This is a genomic window from Vibrio sp. TRT 1302 (assembly GCF_050113875.1).
Classification (GTDB): domain Bacteria; phylum Pseudomonadota; class Gammaproteobacteria; order Enterobacterales; family Vibrionaceae; genus Vibrio.
In genome coordinates this window covers 18,834-37,131 of sequence record NZ_JBNJOF010000013.1, presented here as the reverse complement: position 1 = coordinate 37,131, position 18,298 = coordinate 18,834, and the positions used below count along the sequence as shown (strand labels likewise).

15 protein-coding genes are annotated in these 18,298 nt (G+C 45.8%); 4 read left to right on the top strand and 11 right to left on the bottom strand.

Annotation, left to right across the window (positions count from 1 at the left end; translation table 11 throughout):
- Window positions 1-186 precede the first annotated feature (186 nt).
- Window positions 187-4,083: a phosphoribosylformylglycinamidine synthase gene (purL, locus tag ACQEXP_RS14690; protein WP_426970665.1), complete on the bottom strand. Its 3,897-nt coding sequence runs from the start codon at window positions 4,081-4,083 to the stop codon at window positions 187-189.
- 309 nt (window positions 4,084-4,392) lie between these two features.
- Between purL and mltF the strand changes: the two genes are divergently transcribed.
- Both mltF and ACQEXP_RS14680 read left to right on the top strand, forming a co-directional pair.
- Complete coding sequence (gene mltF, locus ACQEXP_RS14685; protein ID WP_426970663.1) at window positions 4,393-5,943, top strand: membrane-bound lytic murein transglycosylase MltF; 1,551 nt, start codon at window positions 4,393-4,395, stop codon at window positions 5,941-5,943.
- 212 nt (window positions 5,944-6,155) lie between these two features.
- Window positions 6,156-6,293 carry a hypothetical protein gene (locus tag ACQEXP_RS14680; RefSeq protein ID WP_269378174.1) on the top strand — a complete coding sequence of 46 codons (138 nt, stop codon included), beginning with the start codon at window positions 6,156-6,158 and terminating at the stop codon, window positions 6,291-6,293.
- Window positions 6,294-6,347: 54 nt separating this feature from the next.
- Here the strand turns inward: ACQEXP_RS14680 and tadA are convergent, their stop codons facing one another.
- The 6 genes from tadA to ACQEXP_RS14650 form a co-directional block, all read right to left on the bottom strand.
- A complete protein-coding gene (tadA, locus tag ACQEXP_RS14675) occupies window positions 6,348-6,887 on the bottom strand; it encodes a tRNA adenosine(34) deaminase TadA (RefSeq protein ID WP_426970661.1) in 540 nt (179 codons plus the stop codon).
- Window positions 6,888-7,054: 167 nt separating this feature from the next.
- A complete protein-coding gene (locus ACQEXP_RS14670) occupies window positions 7,055-8,614 on the bottom strand; it encodes an AbgT family transporter (RefSeq protein ID WP_269378172.1) in 1,560 nt (519 codons plus the stop codon).
- A 290-nt stretch (window positions 8,615-8,904) separates the two neighbouring features.
- The gene (locus tag ACQEXP_RS14665; RefSeq protein ID WP_426970659.1) at window positions 8,905-9,285 is read right to left on the bottom strand and encodes a type IV pilus modification PilV family protein; all 381 of its coding nucleotides are present in this window, start codon (window positions 9,283-9,285) and stop codon (window positions 8,905-8,907) included.
- A complete protein-coding gene (locus ACQEXP_RS14660; protein WP_426970657.1) occupies window positions 9,275-9,733 on the bottom strand; it encodes a hypothetical protein in 459 nt (152 codons plus the stop codon). Before ACQEXP_RS14660 ends, ACQEXP_RS14665 begins: the two co-directional genes overlap by 11 nt.
- Entirely contained in the window at window positions 9,733-10,371 is a 639-nt protein-coding gene (locus ACQEXP_RS14655) for a PilW family protein (protein WP_426970655.1), read from the bottom strand. Before ACQEXP_RS14655 ends, ACQEXP_RS14660 begins: the two co-directional genes overlap by 1 nt.
- Entirely contained in the window at window positions 10,358-10,879 is a 522-nt protein-coding gene (locus tag ACQEXP_RS14650) for a GspH/FimT family protein (RefSeq protein ID WP_426970653.1), read from the bottom strand. The genes ACQEXP_RS14655 and ACQEXP_RS14650 overlap by 14 nt, the downstream gene beginning before the upstream one ends.
- Before the next feature lie 96 nt (window positions 10,880-10,975).
- Between ACQEXP_RS14650 and ACQEXP_RS14645 the strand changes: the two genes are divergently transcribed.
- Window positions 10,976-11,398, top strand: a complete 423-nt coding sequence (locus ACQEXP_RS14645) for a type IV pilin protein (protein ID WP_426970651.1) — start codon at window positions 10,976-10,978, stop codon at window positions 11,396-11,398.
- Window positions 11,399-11,441: 43 nt separating this feature from the next.
- On the opposite strand, the gene dnaJ is transcribed toward ACQEXP_RS14645, so the two are convergent.
- From dnaJ to grpE, 4 genes are all read right to left on the bottom strand, one after another.
- Window positions 11,442-12,584, bottom strand: a complete 1,143-nt coding sequence (dnaJ, locus tag ACQEXP_RS14640; RefSeq protein WP_269378166.1) for a molecular chaperone DnaJ — start codon at window positions 12,582-12,584, stop codon at window positions 11,442-11,444.
- 196 nt (window positions 12,585-12,780) lie between these two features.
- Window positions 12,781-14,691, bottom strand: a complete 1,911-nt coding sequence (gene dnaK, locus ACQEXP_RS14635) for a molecular chaperone DnaK (RefSeq protein ID WP_269378165.1) — start codon at window positions 14,689-14,691, stop codon at window positions 12,781-12,783.
- A gap of 223 nt (window positions 14,692-14,914) precedes the next feature.
- Window positions 14,915-16,192 (bottom strand): dicarboxylate/amino acid:cation symporter, encoded by a 1,278-nt coding sequence (locus ACQEXP_RS14630; RefSeq protein WP_426970743.1) that lies wholly within the window; start codon window positions 16,190-16,192, stop codon window positions 14,915-14,917.
- 286 nt (window positions 16,193-16,478) lie between these two features.
- Window positions 16,479-17,078, bottom strand: coding sequence for a nucleotide exchange factor GrpE (grpE, locus tag ACQEXP_RS14625; protein ID WP_269378164.1), 600 nt, complete (start codon window positions 17,076-17,078; stop codon window positions 16,479-16,481).
- A 144-nt stretch (window positions 17,079-17,222) separates the two neighbouring features.
- Here grpE and nadK point away from each other — a divergent pair, with 144 nt between their 5' ends.
- The gene (gene nadK, locus ACQEXP_RS14620) at window positions 17,223-18,107 is read left to right on the top strand and encodes an NAD(+) kinase (RefSeq protein WP_269378163.1); all 885 of its coding nucleotides are present in this window, start codon (window positions 17,223-17,225) and stop codon (window positions 18,105-18,107) included.
- The last annotated feature ends 191 nt before the right edge of the window (window positions 18,108-18,298 follow it).

Below are 18,298 nucleotides of genomic sequence, written 5' to 3'. Positions count from 1 at the left end.
TCAACTTGATAACTCCATCTAAGCTGAGCTGTTTAACACCATCCCTTGGTAAGCGCGGTATTAGAGCACAAAAGTCCGCATAACGCTGCAAGTTTTTTACGAGGGAGCTGAAGAGATCGAGCCCAAAAAAAAAGCGCCAGTCTCTCACCAGCGCTTTTCATTTTGGGTCAGACTCACCTTTGGTGATTAGCCCACATTCTTACGTGCGTTTTGGAACATACGCATCCAAGCACCGTTTTCACCCCAACCTTCAGGAGCCCAAGAGTTTGCCACTGTACGGAACACACGCTCTGGGTGAGGCATCATAATAGTCACACGACCATCCGTTGTTGTCAGGCCTGTAATCGCATTTGGAGAACCATTCGGGTTGTTCGGGTATTGCTGAGTTGGATTGCCATGGTTATCCACGTAACGCACAGCAACAGTACCAGACGCTTCAATCGCTGCTAGATGCTCCGCACCACGAACTTCAACACGCCCTTCACCATGAGACACAGCGATTGGCATACGCGAACCCGCCATACCATCGAAGAACACAGAATCTGACTTCTGAACTTCGACTAAACTAAAGCGCGCTTCAAAACGCTCAGATTCATTGCGTACGAATCTTGGCCATAGTTCTGCACCAGGGATCAGCTCTTTTAGGTTAGACAGCATCTGACAGCCATTACATACCCCCAGCGAGAAGGTATCTTCACGGTTGAAGAAACCTTCAAACTGATTGCGCGCTTGTTCATTGAACAAGATAGACTTCGCCCAGCCTTCCCCTGCACCCAATACGTCACCGTAAGAGAAACCACCACAGGCAACGAGACCTTGGTATTGGTCCAGAACAGCCTGACCAGTCAGGATATCGCTCATGTGGATATCGGTCGCTTCAAAACCTGCACGGTCAAATGCTGCCGCCATTTCAACATGAGAGTTAACGCCTTGCTCGCGCAGAATAGCCATTTTCGGCTTAGCACCTGTCGCAATGAACGGAGCGGCAATATCTTCTTTGACATCGAAGCTCAATTTAACGTTAAGACCTGGGTCTGAGTTATCTTTCTTCGCTTCAAACTCTTGATCCGCACACGCTGGATTGTCACGAAGTGCCTGCATTTTATGGGTAGTTTCTGCCCAGATAGTACGCAGTTCAGTACGATTACGCTCAAGAACGACTGAATCACCAGACTTAATAACAAGCTCATCAGAAGCATCAACTGAACCGATCACATGTGAACAAGTTTCTAGACCATTTGCTGCCAAGGTTGAAAGAACTGTGTCTAGGTCAGAATTTTTCACCTGAATCACGGCACCAAGCTCTTCGTTGAACAGAACCGCAAGCGTATCGTCACCCAAGGCGGCGATGTCAGCATTGATACCACAGTGACCTGCGAACGCCATTTCGGCCAAAGTAACGAATAGACCACCGTCGCCTTTATCGTGGTAAGCCACAACTTGGTCATTTGCGACAAGAGCCTGAATACCCTCGTAAAAACCTTTAAGTTGAGCTGCATTGTCTACATCAGCAGGTTTGTCACCAAGCTGCTTGTACACCTGTGCAAGCGCTGTTGCACCTAGACGATTCTTACCGTTACCCAAGTCGATAAGTACCAAGCTTGTGTCACCTTTATCGGTGCGAAGCTGAGGTGTAATCGTCTTACGAATATCCTCAACACGCGCGAATGCAGTGATAATTAGAGACAGCGGAGACGTCACTTCTTTCTGTTCACCGTTCTCTTCCCACTTGGTTTTCATTGACATCGAGTCTTTACCAACTGGGATAGTCAGTCCAAGCGCCGGACATAGCTCTTCACCAACAGCTTTCACCGCTTCGTAAAGACCCGCATCTTCACCTGGGTGACCTGCTGGAGACATCCAGTTTGCAGACAGTTTAATATGTTTGATGTCGCCAATGTTGGTCGCAGCGATGTTTGTGATTGCTTCGCCTACCGCTAGACGAGCAGATGCACCAAAATCTAGTAGAGCAACTGGAGTGCGCTCACCCATTGACATTGCTTCACCGTGGTAAGTGTCGTAGCTTGCTGCTGTTACTGCGCAGTTTGCGACTGGAACTTGCCATGGGCCCACCATTTGGTCACGAGCCACCAGACCGGTTACGGTGCGGTCACCAATCGTGATAAGGAACGTTTTCTCAGCCACTGTTGGTAAGCGTAGAACGCGCTCTACCGCATCATTTAGTTCAATACCTTGACGGTCAATCGCAGGGTTGTTCACTTTCAGCGTTTTCGCGTCACGGTGCATCTTCGGCGTTTTACCTAGAAGAACATCCATCGGCATATCGATTGGTGTGTTGTCGAAGTGTGAATCTTCTAGCTTCAATTCACGTTCTTCTGTCGCGATACCAACAACAGCATACGGTGCGCGCTCACGCTTACAGATAGCATCAAATGCTGCCATATTTTCTGGTGCAACCGCTAATACATAACGCTCTTGGGATTCATTACACCAAATCTCTAACGGGCTCATACCCGGTTCATCATTTGGTACGTCACGTAGCTGGAAGATACCACCACGTTCACCGTCATCAACAAGCTCTGGAAGTGCGTTTGAGATACCGCCAGCACCAACATCGTGAATAAATGCGATTGGGTTTGCTTCACCTAGCTGCCAACAACGGTCGATAACTTCCTGACAACGACGCTCCATTTCTGGGTTTTCACGCTGAACTGATGCGAAATCGAGATCTTCGGCTGATTGACCAGATGCCATAGAAGAAGCAGCACCGCCACCAAGGCCGATATTCATTGCAGGACCACCAAGCACAATTAGGCTTGCTCCTACTGGGATTTCTTTCTTCTGTACGTGCTCTTCACGGATGTTACCCATACCACCAGCAATCATAATTGGCTTGTGGTATCCACGGATCTCTTCACCTGCGTGAGAATTCACTTTCTCTTCGTAAGTACGGAAGTAACCAAGTAGGTTTGGACGACCAAATTCGTTGTTGAACGCGGCACCACCTAGAGGACCTTCTAGCATGATATCAAGAGCGTTAACGATACGACCCGGCTTGCCAAAGTCGGTTTCCCAAGGCTGCTCAAAGTTTGGAATACGTAGGTTAGAAGTGGTAAAACCAACTAAACCTGCTTTTGGTTTACCACCGATGCCGGTTGCACCTTCATCACGGATTTCACCACCTGAGCCCGTAGATGCACCAGGCCAAGGAGAGATTGCCGTTGGGTGGTTATGTGTTTCCACCTTCATGAGAATGTGTGCTTTCTCATGGTTGTAGCCATACTGACGTGTTTCTGGATTAGGGAAGAAACGACCAACATCAGAACCCACCATAACCGCTGCATTATCTTTGTAAGCCGACAGCACGTTATCTGGTGTCACTTCATAAGTGTTTTTGATCATTTTAAACAAAGACTTCTCTTGCTTGACGCCGTCGATAGTCCAGTCTGCATTAAAGATCTTATGGCGACAGTGCTCTGAGTTTGCTTGTGCAAACATCATCAGTTCGATGTCAGTTGGGTTGCGTTCAAGTTTGTTAACGAACGCATCATAGAGATATTCGATTTCGTCATCGGCCAAAGCTAGGCCTAGGGTAACGTTTGCTTTTTCAAGCGCATCACGACCACCTGCAAGTAGGTCAACATCCGCGACTGGCGCAGGCTCAGCAACTTGGAACAAAGCTTGTGCGGAGTCGAAATCCGTGAAAATGACTTCCATCATGCGATCATGAAGGATAGCTTTTAGCTCAACCAGTTGAAGTTCAGTAAGTTCGGTTGATGATTCGATGTAGTAAGCCGTACCGCGCTCAAGGCGAACCACTTTGTCCAGACCACAGTTGTTCGCGATATCCGTCGACTTTGACGACCAAGGAGAGATCGTTCCAGGACGAGGAGTCACAAGCAGAAGTAAACCTTCTGGCTCATGCTCTTCAATTGTAGGACCGTAAGTCAGTAGTTTTTCAAGTTTCTCAACTTCAGACGCATCAAGATCAGCTGATAGTGCTGTAAAGTGAGCGAACTCTGCGTAGATGCCAGTTACTGGCAGACTTAGTTCACGACAAAGCTCTAGAAGCTTGTTAACACGAAATTCAGATAGAGCTGGGGAGCCACGAAAAATTCTCATGTGCTTAGGTCTCTTATGCAATTGGTTAAGGTCTATTGACCTGAGGTGATATTGGAATAAATTCAGTAAGTTAGAACATCTCACTTCGAACTTATGCCGATTGCACCTCTCTGTTGCGAGCGCATTATATAGCAATTATTTTTGTGATGTAACACCAAAAGCAACCGTTTGCGTCATTTTTTTTGTCAAATTTGAGATACACCAAAATTCCTCATTACCAGAACAGTTATCCCGAAGCCTGACTGATTATCTTGCCTTGTCATGACACTTTGATATAAATGCCCTACTAGATGTATGAGAATGTCGTTAATGAAAAAGCATTATCTAAACCAACTTAAGTCTGTGTGCGCGTTGCTATTCAGCGCCTTGGTGCTTTCTGGTTGCCAAATAGAATCCGAACCAAAGAGTGAGTTGGACTTAATTAAAGAACGTGGTGTATTGCGTGTTGGCACACTCAACAATCAACTTTCTTACTTTATCGGACCCGATGGCCCTGCGGGACTGGATTACGAACTTGCGCGTGAGTTTGCCAATGAACTCGGTGTCCAGCTTGAAATGAAACCGGCATACAGAATATCAAGCCTATACCCTGCACTGAAAAATGGTGAAATCGATATAATCGCAGCGGGCTTGAGCCAATCTCCAGAGCGTCTAAAACTCTTCCGCCCAGGGCCTGCCTACTACTACGTGAGTCAACAGCTTGTATACAAGAAAGGAAACTGGCGCCCAAGAAACCTTGAACAGTTGCTTGAGAAGCAGGCTGAGCTTATTGAAGCCAACAGTGGTGAAGATGTACTGAGAATTGTCAGCGACTCTCATTTTAACCGCACACTCGCGACAATTCAGGCCGAACAGCCACAATTGTCTTATGATATTGACCCAAATGCCGACGTAAATGATCTACTTAAGCAGGTCTCCTCTGGAGAGCTGCGCTTTACTGTCGCGGACTCGGTAGAAATTTCGCTCTCACAACGAATCTACCCAGATATTGCCCTCGCCTTTGAGCTGACAGAAGATCAACCCATCTCTTGGTTCTTACGTCGTTCTCAAGATGAGAGCTTATACGGCTTGGTCATAGAGTTCTTTGGGGCGGTTAACCAATCGGGTCATCTCGCTTCGCTTGAAGAGAAATACATTGGTCACATTGGCAGTTTTGACTATGTTGATACACGTGCTTTCATTCGTGCACTAGACTCCAAATTACCGAAGTGGTCTCCACTATTTAAAAAGTATTCGGATGAGTTTGACTGGAGACTTGTAGCAGCCCTGGCTTATCAAGAGTCACACTGGAACCCTAAAGCTAAATCGCCAACGGGTGTACGTGGCATGATGATGTTGACTCTCCCCACTGCAAAAAGTGTGGGTGTAAACAATCGCCTAGACCCAGAGCAGTCCGTTCGTGGGGGCGTTGAGTACTTGCGCAGAATGGTGGCTCGAATTCCAGACTCGATCGATGAGCATGAAAAAATTTGGTTTGCGCTGGCGTCCTATAACGTGGGTTATGGTCACATGATGGATGCACGTAGACTAACCAAAACGCAAGGTGGAAACCCAGATGCTTGGTCTGACGTAAAAGATCGTCTGCCACTGCTGCGTCAGAAGAAATACTACAGCCAAACTCGCTACGGTTTTGCTCGTGGAGATGAAGCTCGCAGCTATGTTGAGAATATTCGCCGCTACTACCAGAGCATCATTGGACACGTCGAACAGCAGACGGTTGAAAATGGCGACGTCAGCATTGATGATCTCGCGGTTATCCAACTGCCTGAAATGGAAGAGTCTGAAGAGAACCTAAGCGCTGAAGATGAGTTCGAAACATTGGAATCTGAAGCCCTCGTCGAGCCATCAACTAATCAGTAGGCGCCCCCATGTTTAAGTGTGCAGTTTTGGTCAAATTCTGCGCACTTAATCATTATTTACTCACTGAGAGATAATATCGTGTTCAAGATCACTTGCGAAGTTTCTTGGAATTGTAACAATTGCGATGTATAAGACGTCTATCGTCACATAATCAATTGCTTCTCTGCACTTGAGAGTTTGATTAAACATTAACCAAAACAGGAGGTTGTTTTATGCTTAGACGTAAAATGCAGTCAAAACGCCTTAACAAGACCGTTGCTGCAAATCGCCGTAAGCGCATGCTAAGTAACAACAAGAAAAAGGTGATTGCACGTCACCGCGCCTTTATGCAATTAGTTATTGCAGCATAACCCCGCATAGCAAACATCTTAACAACAAGATGTTTGCTTATGACCCGCTTTCCTTTAGTCCTTTTTGTCTCTGCTTGTTTCGTCCATCTGCTCTAAGCGTATTGCCTGACGTTGCTGTTTCTTCTCTTTGCGTCGACGTTTAAAGAACGCTTGTAACTGAGACCGGCACTCTTCTTCAAGTAACCCTTGTTCAACATCTGCATAATGATAAGCGGCTTGATGCTCAAACAAGTTGAGAACCGTTCCTGCCGCACCGGCCTTAAGATCAGGTGCACCAAAAACGATTCGCTTGACTCGACTATGTAATAACGCTCCTGCACACATAGGACATGGTTCTAACGTTACATACAGTGTGGTATCGAGTAATCGATAGTTCTGCAACACAAGGCCCGCCTTACGAATGGTCTGCATCTCAGCGTGCGCGGTAGCATCATGCTGCCCAATTGACTCATTCCAGCCTTCAGCAATAATTTTACCCTCTTTGACTAAGACCGCACCGACTGGCACTTCTCCCTTTGCTTCGGCAAGCTCAGCAAGCTCGATAGCGCGGCGCATAAACCGTTCATCTTGAGGGGTAAATTGAGAATCTGACACAGAGAACTCCAAAATCTAGCATAGCGGCTGTGGGCTGGTGATTTTACTCAAAGAGTTAGTGATCTGAAAGGAGAACTCTCTATTTGTCTGGTTTATCGCCGAAATGAAAAAAGCGCCAGTCTTTCAACCAGCGCTTTATTAAACGTTACTAAGGAATCTCAGCGTTCTTACATGCTGTAAGTGTATGGTGCTTGGATACCTAGAGGGATGCCTAGCATCCAGTAGACAACGAGGAAGATTGACCAACCGATCAACATTGCAATCGAGAATGGCATCATTAGCGATGCAAGTGTACCGATACCTGTCGACTTCACGTAACGTTGACAGTAAACCACAACTAGCGGGAAGAATACCATCAGAGGTGAAATGATGTTAGACACCGAGTCACCAACACGGTATGCCGCTTGAGATAGCTCAGGAGAGATACCTACTGCCATTAGCATTGGAACTAGGATTGGACCAATCAGAGCCCACTTCGCTGACGCAGAACCAATAAGTAGGTTTACAGATGCAGTCAGTAGAATCATACCAATGATTGTTGCTTCACCCGGTAGGTTCATGGCTTTCAGGCCTTGAGCACCGTAAAGCGCTAGCATAGTACCGATGTTTGACTGAGCGAACGCCGATAGGAACTGTGCACAGAAGAACGACATAACAATGTACGCGCCCATTGTAGACATAGTGTCAGCCATCGCTTTAATGATGTCGTTACTTGTCTTGAACGTACCTGAAACACGGCCATATACGTAGCCTGGGATGATAAACAAAATAAAGATCAGCGGAACAATCGATTTCATCAGCGGTGCAGAGAACGCCGTAATCTCACCCGCTGGAGAACGTAGTGCTGAATTCTCAGGAATGATCGCAGCGATAAGTAGCGCGATACCCGCCATCATAGCCCAACCAGCGTAACGGAACGCTTTTGATTCTAGCTCTGAGAAAGAACCAAGATCTGGTGCTTTTTCCGCATCTTCATCGATAGGCGTATTTGCTAGACGAGGTTCGATGATTTTCTCAGTCACGTACCAACCGATAGCAACAATGATCACTGAAGATAGGCCAGTAAAGAAGATGTTTGCTAGTGGGTTTACGACATATTCTGGATCGAGAACCTGAGCCGCTGTCTGTGTAAAGCCAGCAAGTAGCGGATCAATACCTGAAGGAATGAAGTTAGCTGAGAAGCCACCTGATACACCCGCAAACGCCGCCGCAATACCCGCTAGAGGGTGACGACCTGCCGCATGGAAGATGATACCACCTAGTGGAATAACCAGAACGTAGCCCGCATCTGCCGCTGTGTGCGAAACGATCGCAACCAGAATTAGCATTGGAGTCAGCAACTTCGCTGGAGTGAAGTTAAGCATCTTCTTAAGGCCAGTTGTAATAAAGCCAGAAGAGTCAGCAACACCAACACCTAACATCGCGACTAACACGATGCCTAGCGGTGCAAAACCAGTAAAGGTTGTCACCATATTCGCGAGAAAGCTTGCTAAAGATTCGCCAGTCAAAAGGTTATTAATTGCAAGAGCTTCACCCGAACGTGGATTGATCAGGTCAAATGTAACGTTGGAGAGCAACGCTGACGCAGCCCAAGTAATAACAAGTGCCCAGAAAAACAAAATGGCAGGATCTGGGATCTTGTTACCTGCGCGTTCGATAAAGTTTAAGAAGCGATCCATCCCACTCGGCTTCGAGGATGGCGCCTTATTTACTGCTTGGTTACTCATGGTAACTCCATATTTGATGTTGTTGCCTAAGGCTTCTTGTAATTGTTTTGTCAGCCTATGATTCGACTGTCATTCTATAAAATAGCCTTACTAAAAGCACAAGATTCTGTATGTTTTTCCATAATTGGAGACATATTTTGCAAAAACACCATTAACGTGCAACAAAGCTAATACAAATATCCATCACGATATGAAACAATTTTGAAACCAAAACGTAAAACATAGATCTCGATTTTGAGTTATAAGCGCTGATACGGCATTGATATGAAACTGATGCGGCATGCTTGTTGTTAATCAGAAAACATCGTCTTCAGGGTAACCATTTGGGGCTGCCCTAGTCGGTCATTCCATTCAACGTACACTTCGACTTGTTTAAGGTTTACTGACGATGGCCACGACATACTCTGAATCTGCCACGCCAATTGGAATTTTGAGTGTGAGCTGGAATCGGTGCCGCTCGCTAACGAACCCACACCGAGAAAAACAGCGTGACTTCTTAGCCGCTCGGCTTGCTGCTCAGCGATATTTAATGCTGTTACACTATCCACCGCAAACTCGGCTCTCTGCTCTATGTATACCTGAAGTTGTACCAACGCCAATGATGTCATTCCACTTAGCAACATAGTGATAAGAACTTCTATAAGGCTAAAACCGGTTTGCCTATTCCGCATTCCAACCTCCATTTAGCCAGCGAATCACGGTGTTTTCCTCGTTCGAATGGGTTGCCGCAGGCTGAATGGTCTCATCAGTGAATTGCTCACCATAATAAAAACGCCTGCTGATACCATAATTTCGCCTTGCAGCACGAATGACAAAGCGTTGGCTGTCTAGCGGCTCAACCAATAATTCATCTAACTCCATCGCTCTCAGACAATCATTGAAAAGCCCCTCTCTTTCTACTGGCGACACTAGAACTAGCACATTCGGTTGTCGCTTTATTCGGGCAAAGGCACACTCTATCCCCCCTTCAACTAACCAGTGAGTTTGACTTAACTTAATCTGATTCTGTGCCTGTTTAATGTGAAAAAATACCCCTCTAAAAAGCCCCATAGACACGCCTAAAGCCGCTGTTAGTAATACGCTACTCAAGATCAATGTCACTATGCCTTTCTGCTTCACTAATCGTTCCTTACTCGCACGGTTATCTGAGAGGAGTAATTTACCTCCGGCGTTTGAGTTAACTGACCCGCTAAGCGAACAGAAACAAGCTGACTAGCCCTTGCGTGTTCACTAATGACTTCCGTTGAGACTTCGAATTCAGAGACAGAGATAAGTTTGGGATCGAAGAGGTTATAGCAGTTACCGAGTAAACCTGATTCAGCCGCTGAAGCGATGTCTAAAGGTGCAGACGTATGCTTCTCGCATATTTTCAGCTGACCAACTGACGAAGTGGTTGAAACGTAATACTTAAAAAATACATTGCGAAATGGTCCTTCAACGGAAGAAGCGGCTCGATAGACATAACCAAGCTGTTGACTAGCAGGACTCACATAGATCGTTTTGGTACTTCCAACAAGCCTAACCGATACGCCTCGTGCATCATTGAATCCTGCACGTCTTGTATCCTGCTTAATGTGCAACATGACACTTTCTATACTGTCGACCAGAAGTAAACGCTCACCTCGATGCTCAGTAATTTGAAGACTTGCCAAAAGAATTGAGCCGACGACCCCCAACGTCATCACGCCCATCAATGACGCCACCAGTATTTCAATCAGTGACGAACCGTACTGAGTGTTGTGGCTAGCAAGCCGCATAACCAAAATGCTCTGCTCCCTCAGCACAAACCACCACCCTATTGGCAAAAAATGAACTCTTTAGTCGCAGCTTATGATCGCTTTCCCCCTCCACAAAGATTTCAAGACTGCCGTTCTCAACTCGACCGCGTACCCCATAAAATCGGATTCTGTCGCTAGTGTAATTCCAACTCAGTTTTATCGAAGCAAATGTGCGACCGTCGATTAAAAGTATGGTTTCCCCACTGTCGACAACCTCTGAATCCGTCAAGGTTATTCGCCATAACCCAGCTTGTTGTTCAGAACCAAGGTCAGTAATGTGAGCCCAGAGATCTTGATTCCTTGCGATCGCCTCAGAACGGCTCTGCATCATAAAACCCTTGAGCTCATTCGCGGCACGCTTCATCTGAAGCGCATGACTCATCTGCAACATACTCGGAATTGCTGCTGACATAAGCAAGGCGATTAAAATCAGCCAAATGAGTAGCTCAAACAGAGCAAAGCCGAGAGACGTTTTCCACTTCATCATGTAAATCAATGTCTACACACAACCATTCTTGAAGTGACCTTAACAGCCAATAAGATTATGAAAATAAACAAATAATAAGGCTAGAAGCAGATTCAAATGACGTATTCAAAAACGAGCAACATTAGACCAACGGGTATGACATTGATCGAGTTATTAGTCGTCGTCATGCTGATGGCCATTTTTGCCGCTATTCTCTATCCAAGCTATCAGCGTCAAATTCTCAAGGCGCATCGCGCTGCAGCCATTAGCGACTTAGCGAAAATTCAGCTCGAACTGGAGCGTCAGTACCGGGGAAGTTACGCATTGGCCGCGGAAAATGTGCTGTCAGACGGCGACTGTGCTTGGTGTAAAACCAATGTCCGTCAGTTTTCTTTCTCGATATCAGCGACAGAAAACCGCTACACCATAAAAGCCCACCCCATTCAATCCCAGACGAGCGACGAATGCGGTGGAGAAAGGTACCAATTCCTCAGCCTAAATCAGGCTGGAGAGTACAGCCCGATAAAATGCTGGCAATAAAAAAGCCTGCGCGTAGGCAGGCTTTTACAGTTGAATCAAACCATTAGCTGGTTAGGTCATCAAAGAACTTTTTCACTCCGTTGAAGAAGCCTTCAGATTTAGGCTTGTGCTTTGTCGCAGCTTCACCACCACATGATTCTTCAAACTCTTTAAGCAGCTCTTTTTGACGAGAACTTAGGTTAACTGGCGTTTCCACGACAAGCTTAACGATAAGATCACCAATGCCGCCACCGCGAACACCCTTAACACCTTTACCACGCATACGGAACATACGACCGGTTTGAGTTTCTGACGGTACTTTCAGATTAACGCGACCATCCAGTGTAGGGACTTCAACCTCTCCGCCTAGCGCAGCCATAGCAAAGCTAACCGGAACCTCGCAGTAAAGGTTGTTACCATCTCGCTCGAAAATATGGTGCTCTTTCACGTGAACCTGAACGTATAGGTCACCGGCTGGTGCTCCCATTTCTCCCGCTTCACCTTCACCAGAAAGACGGATGCGATCACCTGTGTCCACGCCAGCAGGAATCTTAACATTAAGAGTTTTCGTCTTCTGTTTACGACCTTGACCATGACACACATTACATGGGTCTTTGATGATCTTACCTTTACCGTGACAGGTTGGACAGGTCTGCTGAACCGCGAAGAAACCTTGGCGCATTTGCACTTGGCCGTGACCGTGACAGGTGCCACACGTCTCTGCTGATGTGCCTTTTTTCGCACCGCTACCTTCACAAGAGTCACAGTGAACAAGCGTAGGTACATCAATTTCTTTCGAGACACCACGAACCGCTTCTTCTAGCGACAACTCCATGTTGTAGCGTAGATCTGCACCACGCTGCGCACGTTGCTGACCGCCGCCACGACGACCACCACCGAAGATGTCACCAAATACATCACCAAAGATGTCACCGAAATCTGCACCGCCGCCACCAAAGCCGCCGCCGCCCATACCACCTTGTTCAAACGCGGCATGACCATACTGGTCGTAGGCTGCTCTCTTTTGTGGGTCGAGCAGGATTTCATACGCTTCTTTTACTTCTTTAAACTTATCTGCGGCGCTCTCGTCACCCTGATTGCGGTCTGGGTGGAACTTCATAGCTAGACGCTTATACGCCTTTTTAATATCACGCTCTGATGCATCGCGGCTTACGCCTAATACTTCGTAAAAATCACGTTTTGACATGTTTTTCGTCACCAAATTTATTACTGCAAACGGTCAACACCGCCTGGTGTTATATCGATCTAACTAATGGCTCTGAATTTTAACGACTTCACGCTAAAAAGACACTTTTAGTTAGATGGACATAATTTACAAACATACGGGCGTATGAGTCTCCTCAAACGCCCGCATCATATTCAAGTTAAATCAGATTCAAGAATTACTTCTTGTCTTCTTTTACTTCTTCGAACTCTGCGTCAACTACGTCGTCATCTTGCTTAGACTGTTCACCAGCGTCACCCGCTTGTTGTGCTTGTGCTTGCTGTTGAGCAATTTCCATTAGCTTCTGAGCCGCAGCCATAAGCGCTTGTACTTTAGCGTCAATCGCTTCTTTGTCTTCGCCTTTACGAGCATCTTCAAGTTCAGAGATCGCTGCTTCAATCTTCTCTTTCTCTTCAGCTGGTAGAGCGTCACCCGCTTCTTCTACTTGCTTACGAGTACCGTGAATCATTTGGTCAGCTTGGTTACGAGCACTTGCTAATTCTTCGAACTTTTTGTCCGCTTCTTTGTTAGCTTCGGCTTCTTGAACCATTTTCTCGATTTCTTCGTCGCTTAGACCGCCAGAAGCTTGGATAGTGATCTTCTGCTCTTTACCAGTCTGCTTGTCTTTCGCTGAAACGTGAAGAATACCATCCGCATCTAGGTCGAAAGTTACTTCGATTTGTGGCATACCACGCGGAGCAGGCTGAATACCTTCTAGGTTAAATTGACCTAGAGACTTGTTGTACATCGCTTGCTTACGCTCACCTTGAAGAACGTGGATAGTTACCGCGTTCTGGTTGTCTTCTGCTGTAGAGAAAACTTGGTTCGCTTTCGTTGGGATAGTCGTGTTCTTCTCAACAAGTTTAGTCATTACACCACCCATTGTCTCAATACCTAGAGACAGAGGAGTAACGTCTAGTAGAAGTACGTCTTTCACTTCACCAGCAAGTACACCACCTTGAACTGCAGCACCCATTGCTACTGCTTCGTCAGGGTTTACGTCGCGACGCGCTTCTTTACCGAAGAACTCAGCAACTTTAGCTTGAACCATAGGCATACGAGTCTGACCACCAACAAGGATAACGTCAGTGATGTCGTTTACTGATAGGTCAGCATCTGCTAGAGCAACTTTTAGCGGCTCAAGTGAGCGTTGAACTAGGTCTTCAACTAGAGATTCTAGTTTCGCACGAGTCACTTTAACGTTCATGTGCTTAGGACCAGTCGCATCAGCAGTAACGTAAGGTAGGTTTACGTCAGTTTGAGTCGTAGAAGAAAGCTCAATTTTCGCTTTTTCTGCCGCTTCTTTAACACGCTGCATTGCTAGAGGATCTTTCTTAAGATCGATACCTTGCTCTTTCTTGAACTCATCAACTAGGTAGTTGATCATGCGGTTATCAAAGTCTTCACCACCAAGGTGAGTATCACCGTTAGTTGCTAGTACTTCGAACGTTTTCTCGCCTTCTACTTCGTCAATCTCAATGATAGAGATATCGAATGTACCACCACCAAGGTCGTATACCGCGATAGTGCGGTCGCCGCCTGACTTATCAAGACCGTATGCTAGCGCTGCTGCAGTTGGTTCGTTGATGATACGTTTAACTTCTAGACCTGCGATACGGCCAGCATCTTTAGTTGCTTGACGCTGAGCATCGTTAAAGTAAGCAGGAACTGTGATAACTGCGCCAGTTACTTCCTCACCTAGGAAGTCTTCAGCAGTTTTCTTCATTTTCTTAAGTACTTCAGCAGAAACTTGAGGAGCTGCCATTTTTTGGCCTTTCGCTTCTACCCAAGCATCACCGTTGTCAGCCTTAACAATTTTGTATGGCATGATTTCGATGTCACGTTGTACTTCTTCGTCTTCAAAACGACGACCGATCAAACGCTTGATTGCAAATAGCGTGTTTTCTGGGTTAGTAACTGCTTGACGTTTAGCAGGTTGACCTACTAGCGTCTCACCGTCTGTGTATGCAATTACTGACGCTGTGGTACGCTCACCCTCTGCGTTTTCGATTACGCGTGGTTTGTCGCCGTCTAGTACAGCAACACATGAGTTTGTAGTACCTAAGTCAATACCAATGATTTTACCCATCAGGCTATCTCCGAATAAATTTCTATTTTCGTTTTGCTATATCCCCTATGTGGGGGATTGAGAATCGGGTTTCAACCCTTGCTCACAAACAAAAATAATTATGTTTGCTTCTCTTATGCCCAATAGATAAGGGCGCCAAATCTCTTTTCAAGGGAGAAGTGAAAAAAAATGCAAAAAAAAAACGAGCCCTAAAGCTCGTTTTCTAACATCAAGGTTTTAAGAATTAAGCATTCGCTTGAACTGGTTTCGCTTCTGCTTCTATTTCATCTTTACCGATTTCGCCTTCGCTTTTAGCAACAATGGTGTTCACCGCTGTGTCGCCTACTACGTTTGAAGACGTACAGAACATATCGTTGATACGGTCAACCGCTGCGATAATAGCTAGACCTTCTGGTGGAAGACCTAGTTGGTGAAGTAGAACACCAACCATAACAACACCGCCACCTGGTACACCACCCGCGCCAATCGATAGAAGCAAGATAGTTAGACCTAGAGTAAACACATCTGCTGTATTGATAGGCTGACCAAATGCGTTAGCGACGAAGATAGTTGCCAATGCGATGTAAATAGATACACCAGACATGTTCATTGTTGCACCTAGTGGTACACCAAAACCTGCAACCGATTTAGAAACGTTTAGTTTCTCAGTTAGGGTACGCATTGTTACTGGAATCGTAGCGTTAGAGCTTGCTGTTGATAGTGAGAACAGAATCTGCTCACGCGTCGCACGTAGGAATGCCTTTGGAGACGTACCCGTTGCGATGCCTACCGCCATTGGGTAGAAGATAAAGATCCAGAATACTAGCATGGTTACAACGAGTGCTACGTAGCCAGCAACAGACATAAGCGTGTTTGCGTCTAGAGTCGCGCCTAGTTGAATCATCAGAGCGAATACACCGTATGGCGCTAGGCTCATAACCAGACCAACAAGCTTCATCATGATTTCGTTAGCCATCTTGAAAGTACGGATAGCAGGGCCACCGCGTGAATCAAGCGCTTGAATAGCAAGGCCAGTCAGAATCGCCATAAAGATGATTTGTAGCATGTCACCGTTAGCAAAAGCCTGTACAGGGTTGCTTGGTACAATGTTGACGACTAGAGAGAAAATATCGGGTGTTTCAGTTGTCGTTAGCTTAACGCTCTCTGAGATAGTACCCGCTAGATTGGCATCAGCACCTGGTTGGAAAATCATACCAACGGTTAGAGCCGCTGCGATCGCGATAATGGTGTTGATAATGTAAAGAGCAAAAGTTTTACCACCAAGACGACCAAATGCAGTGATGTCTTTTAGATCGACAATACCACATACGATTGACACATATACTAAAGGCACTACAAGTAATTTGATCAACGATACAAACATACCACCAGCGCCTTCAGCAGCACCAAGAAGGTAAGTATCAAAAATAGCAATTCCACTAAATAAGTACTGGATTGCCGTACCGATCAGAAGACCAGCAAACAAGCCTACAAAAATCTTGCTTGAAAGCGATTTATCCATCATCCATCTCCAGAATGTTGTGTTTATTAATTATGTTTTTATAGATTATTCCGCCACTTTTCATGGTGGAGTTCGCACATAATACACACTGAAGTTACAAAATAAAGCTTTTGTTTACGATAATGTTACAAGTTTCTAATCAGAAATTAATTTTCGGTTAAACTTTAATCTAAGAATAATTCACTAAATCAACACCTTGAATGGCAGTATGAAATCCGGTTTTAACCATAAAAAAAGAGAGGCTAAGCCTCTCTTTTGATACAAAAGTCGTTTTGTTGGTCAGAAATTACTTAGCAACCATTACCATTGCAGGGCGCACTACACGACCGTTCAGTTCATAACCTTTCTGCATTACAAACATGACGGTGTTTGATTCATGATCTGGACTTTCTTGAATCGACATCGCTTGATGCAGTTCTGGGTTGAACGTTTCGCCTTCAGGATTGATCTCTTTCAAACCAAACTTAGAAACGGTATCGACAAACGTTTTATGCGTCAGCTCAACACCTTCAAGAAGTGGTTTAATCACTTCATTTTCAGTATCTGCGGCTTGAATCGCACGCTCTAGGTTATCGATAACAGGGAGTAACTCTTCCGCAAACTTGTTCAGTGCGTACTTACGAGCCTTATCGATCTCAGTTTCAGTGCGACGACGCATGTTTTCAACTTCAGCTTTAGCACGAAGAACGCTATCTTGCTGCTCTTTAACTTTAGCTTCACTCGAAAGCAACGCAGCTTCTAGTTGAGCGATCTTTGCTTCTTGCTCATCGAGTTCTACTTCCTCTTCGTTCCACTCGATATCAGCGTCAGTGCCTACAACTTCCGCTTCTTGCTCTGCTTGCTGTTGTAGTTCTTCATCTTTGATCTTGTTTTCTTCGTTGCTCATGATATCTCCAGACTTCATATTTATTGGTACCCAACACTTCACGTTTATCGTATCGGAATACACAAAAACTCGCATAAATAGCTAACTTGCCATTATTATGGGGATGAAGATTGTCGAATCAAGCCTATTTGGTGCGGAAAACCTATGAAAAAACCTTTTGAAGTGATCGCCATCATTGGTAAACCCAGAGATCAGCAAGCAATAGCAACGCATAAAGAGCTCTATACCTGGCTTCAAGCTGAGGGTTATAAGGTGTATATCGATGACCGTCTTTGCGAGATTCTCGACGATATTCCTAAAGATGACTTCGCCAGTCTGATACAACTTGGCCGCATTGCCGACCTTGCCATTGTAGTCGGAGGTGACGGAAACATGCTCGGCGCAGCACGAGTGTTATCACGATTCGATATCTCAGTGATCGGAGTAAACCGCGGCAATCTCGGCTTCCTAACCGACCTCAACCCAGAGGATTTCCAGGCGGCGCTAAAGAAAGTGCTTGCTGGTGAGTTTATTGAAGAGCAACGATTCTTACTCGAAGCTGAAGTCCATCGCCACGGTCAAGTAAAAAGCCACAACGCAGCACTGAATGAAGCTGTACTCCACCCCGGCCAAGTGGCACATATGATTGAGTTTGAAGTCTACATCGATGATAGCTTTGCCTTCTCACTTCGAGCGGACGGTCTGATCGTATCAACCCCTACCGGTTCAACGGCGTATTCTCTTTCCGGTGGCGGGCCAATCTTATCTCCAAGCTTGAATGCTATTTCACTCGTTCCGATGTTCCCACATACACTATCAAGCCGACCACTAGTCGTTGACGGAAACCGCCGAATCAAATTGGTTGTGGCACCAGATAACCGCGGAACCCAAGAAGTCGGCTGTGATGGTCAAGTTTCACTCCCAGTCTCTCCTGGCGATGAAGTACACATCTATCAAAGCCCTAATATTCTCAAACTCATCCATCCGAAAGACTATAGCTACTATCATGTGTTACGAAACAAGCTAGGATGGTCGAGCAGACTGTTTTAAATAACTGGCAATAATATTGGAGGGTTGGCGCAGTGCGTCAGCCCTTTTTTGTTTAGGAGGGGGGGGGATTTATTGCATCTCCTAGGGAACAAATCCTTCCTAGATATCCGGCAGCGAAGTTCGCCCTTGCTCACAAAAATTTTCACCAGCATCTTTACTGTATAAAGAAACAGTATATACTGTTTTCTTAT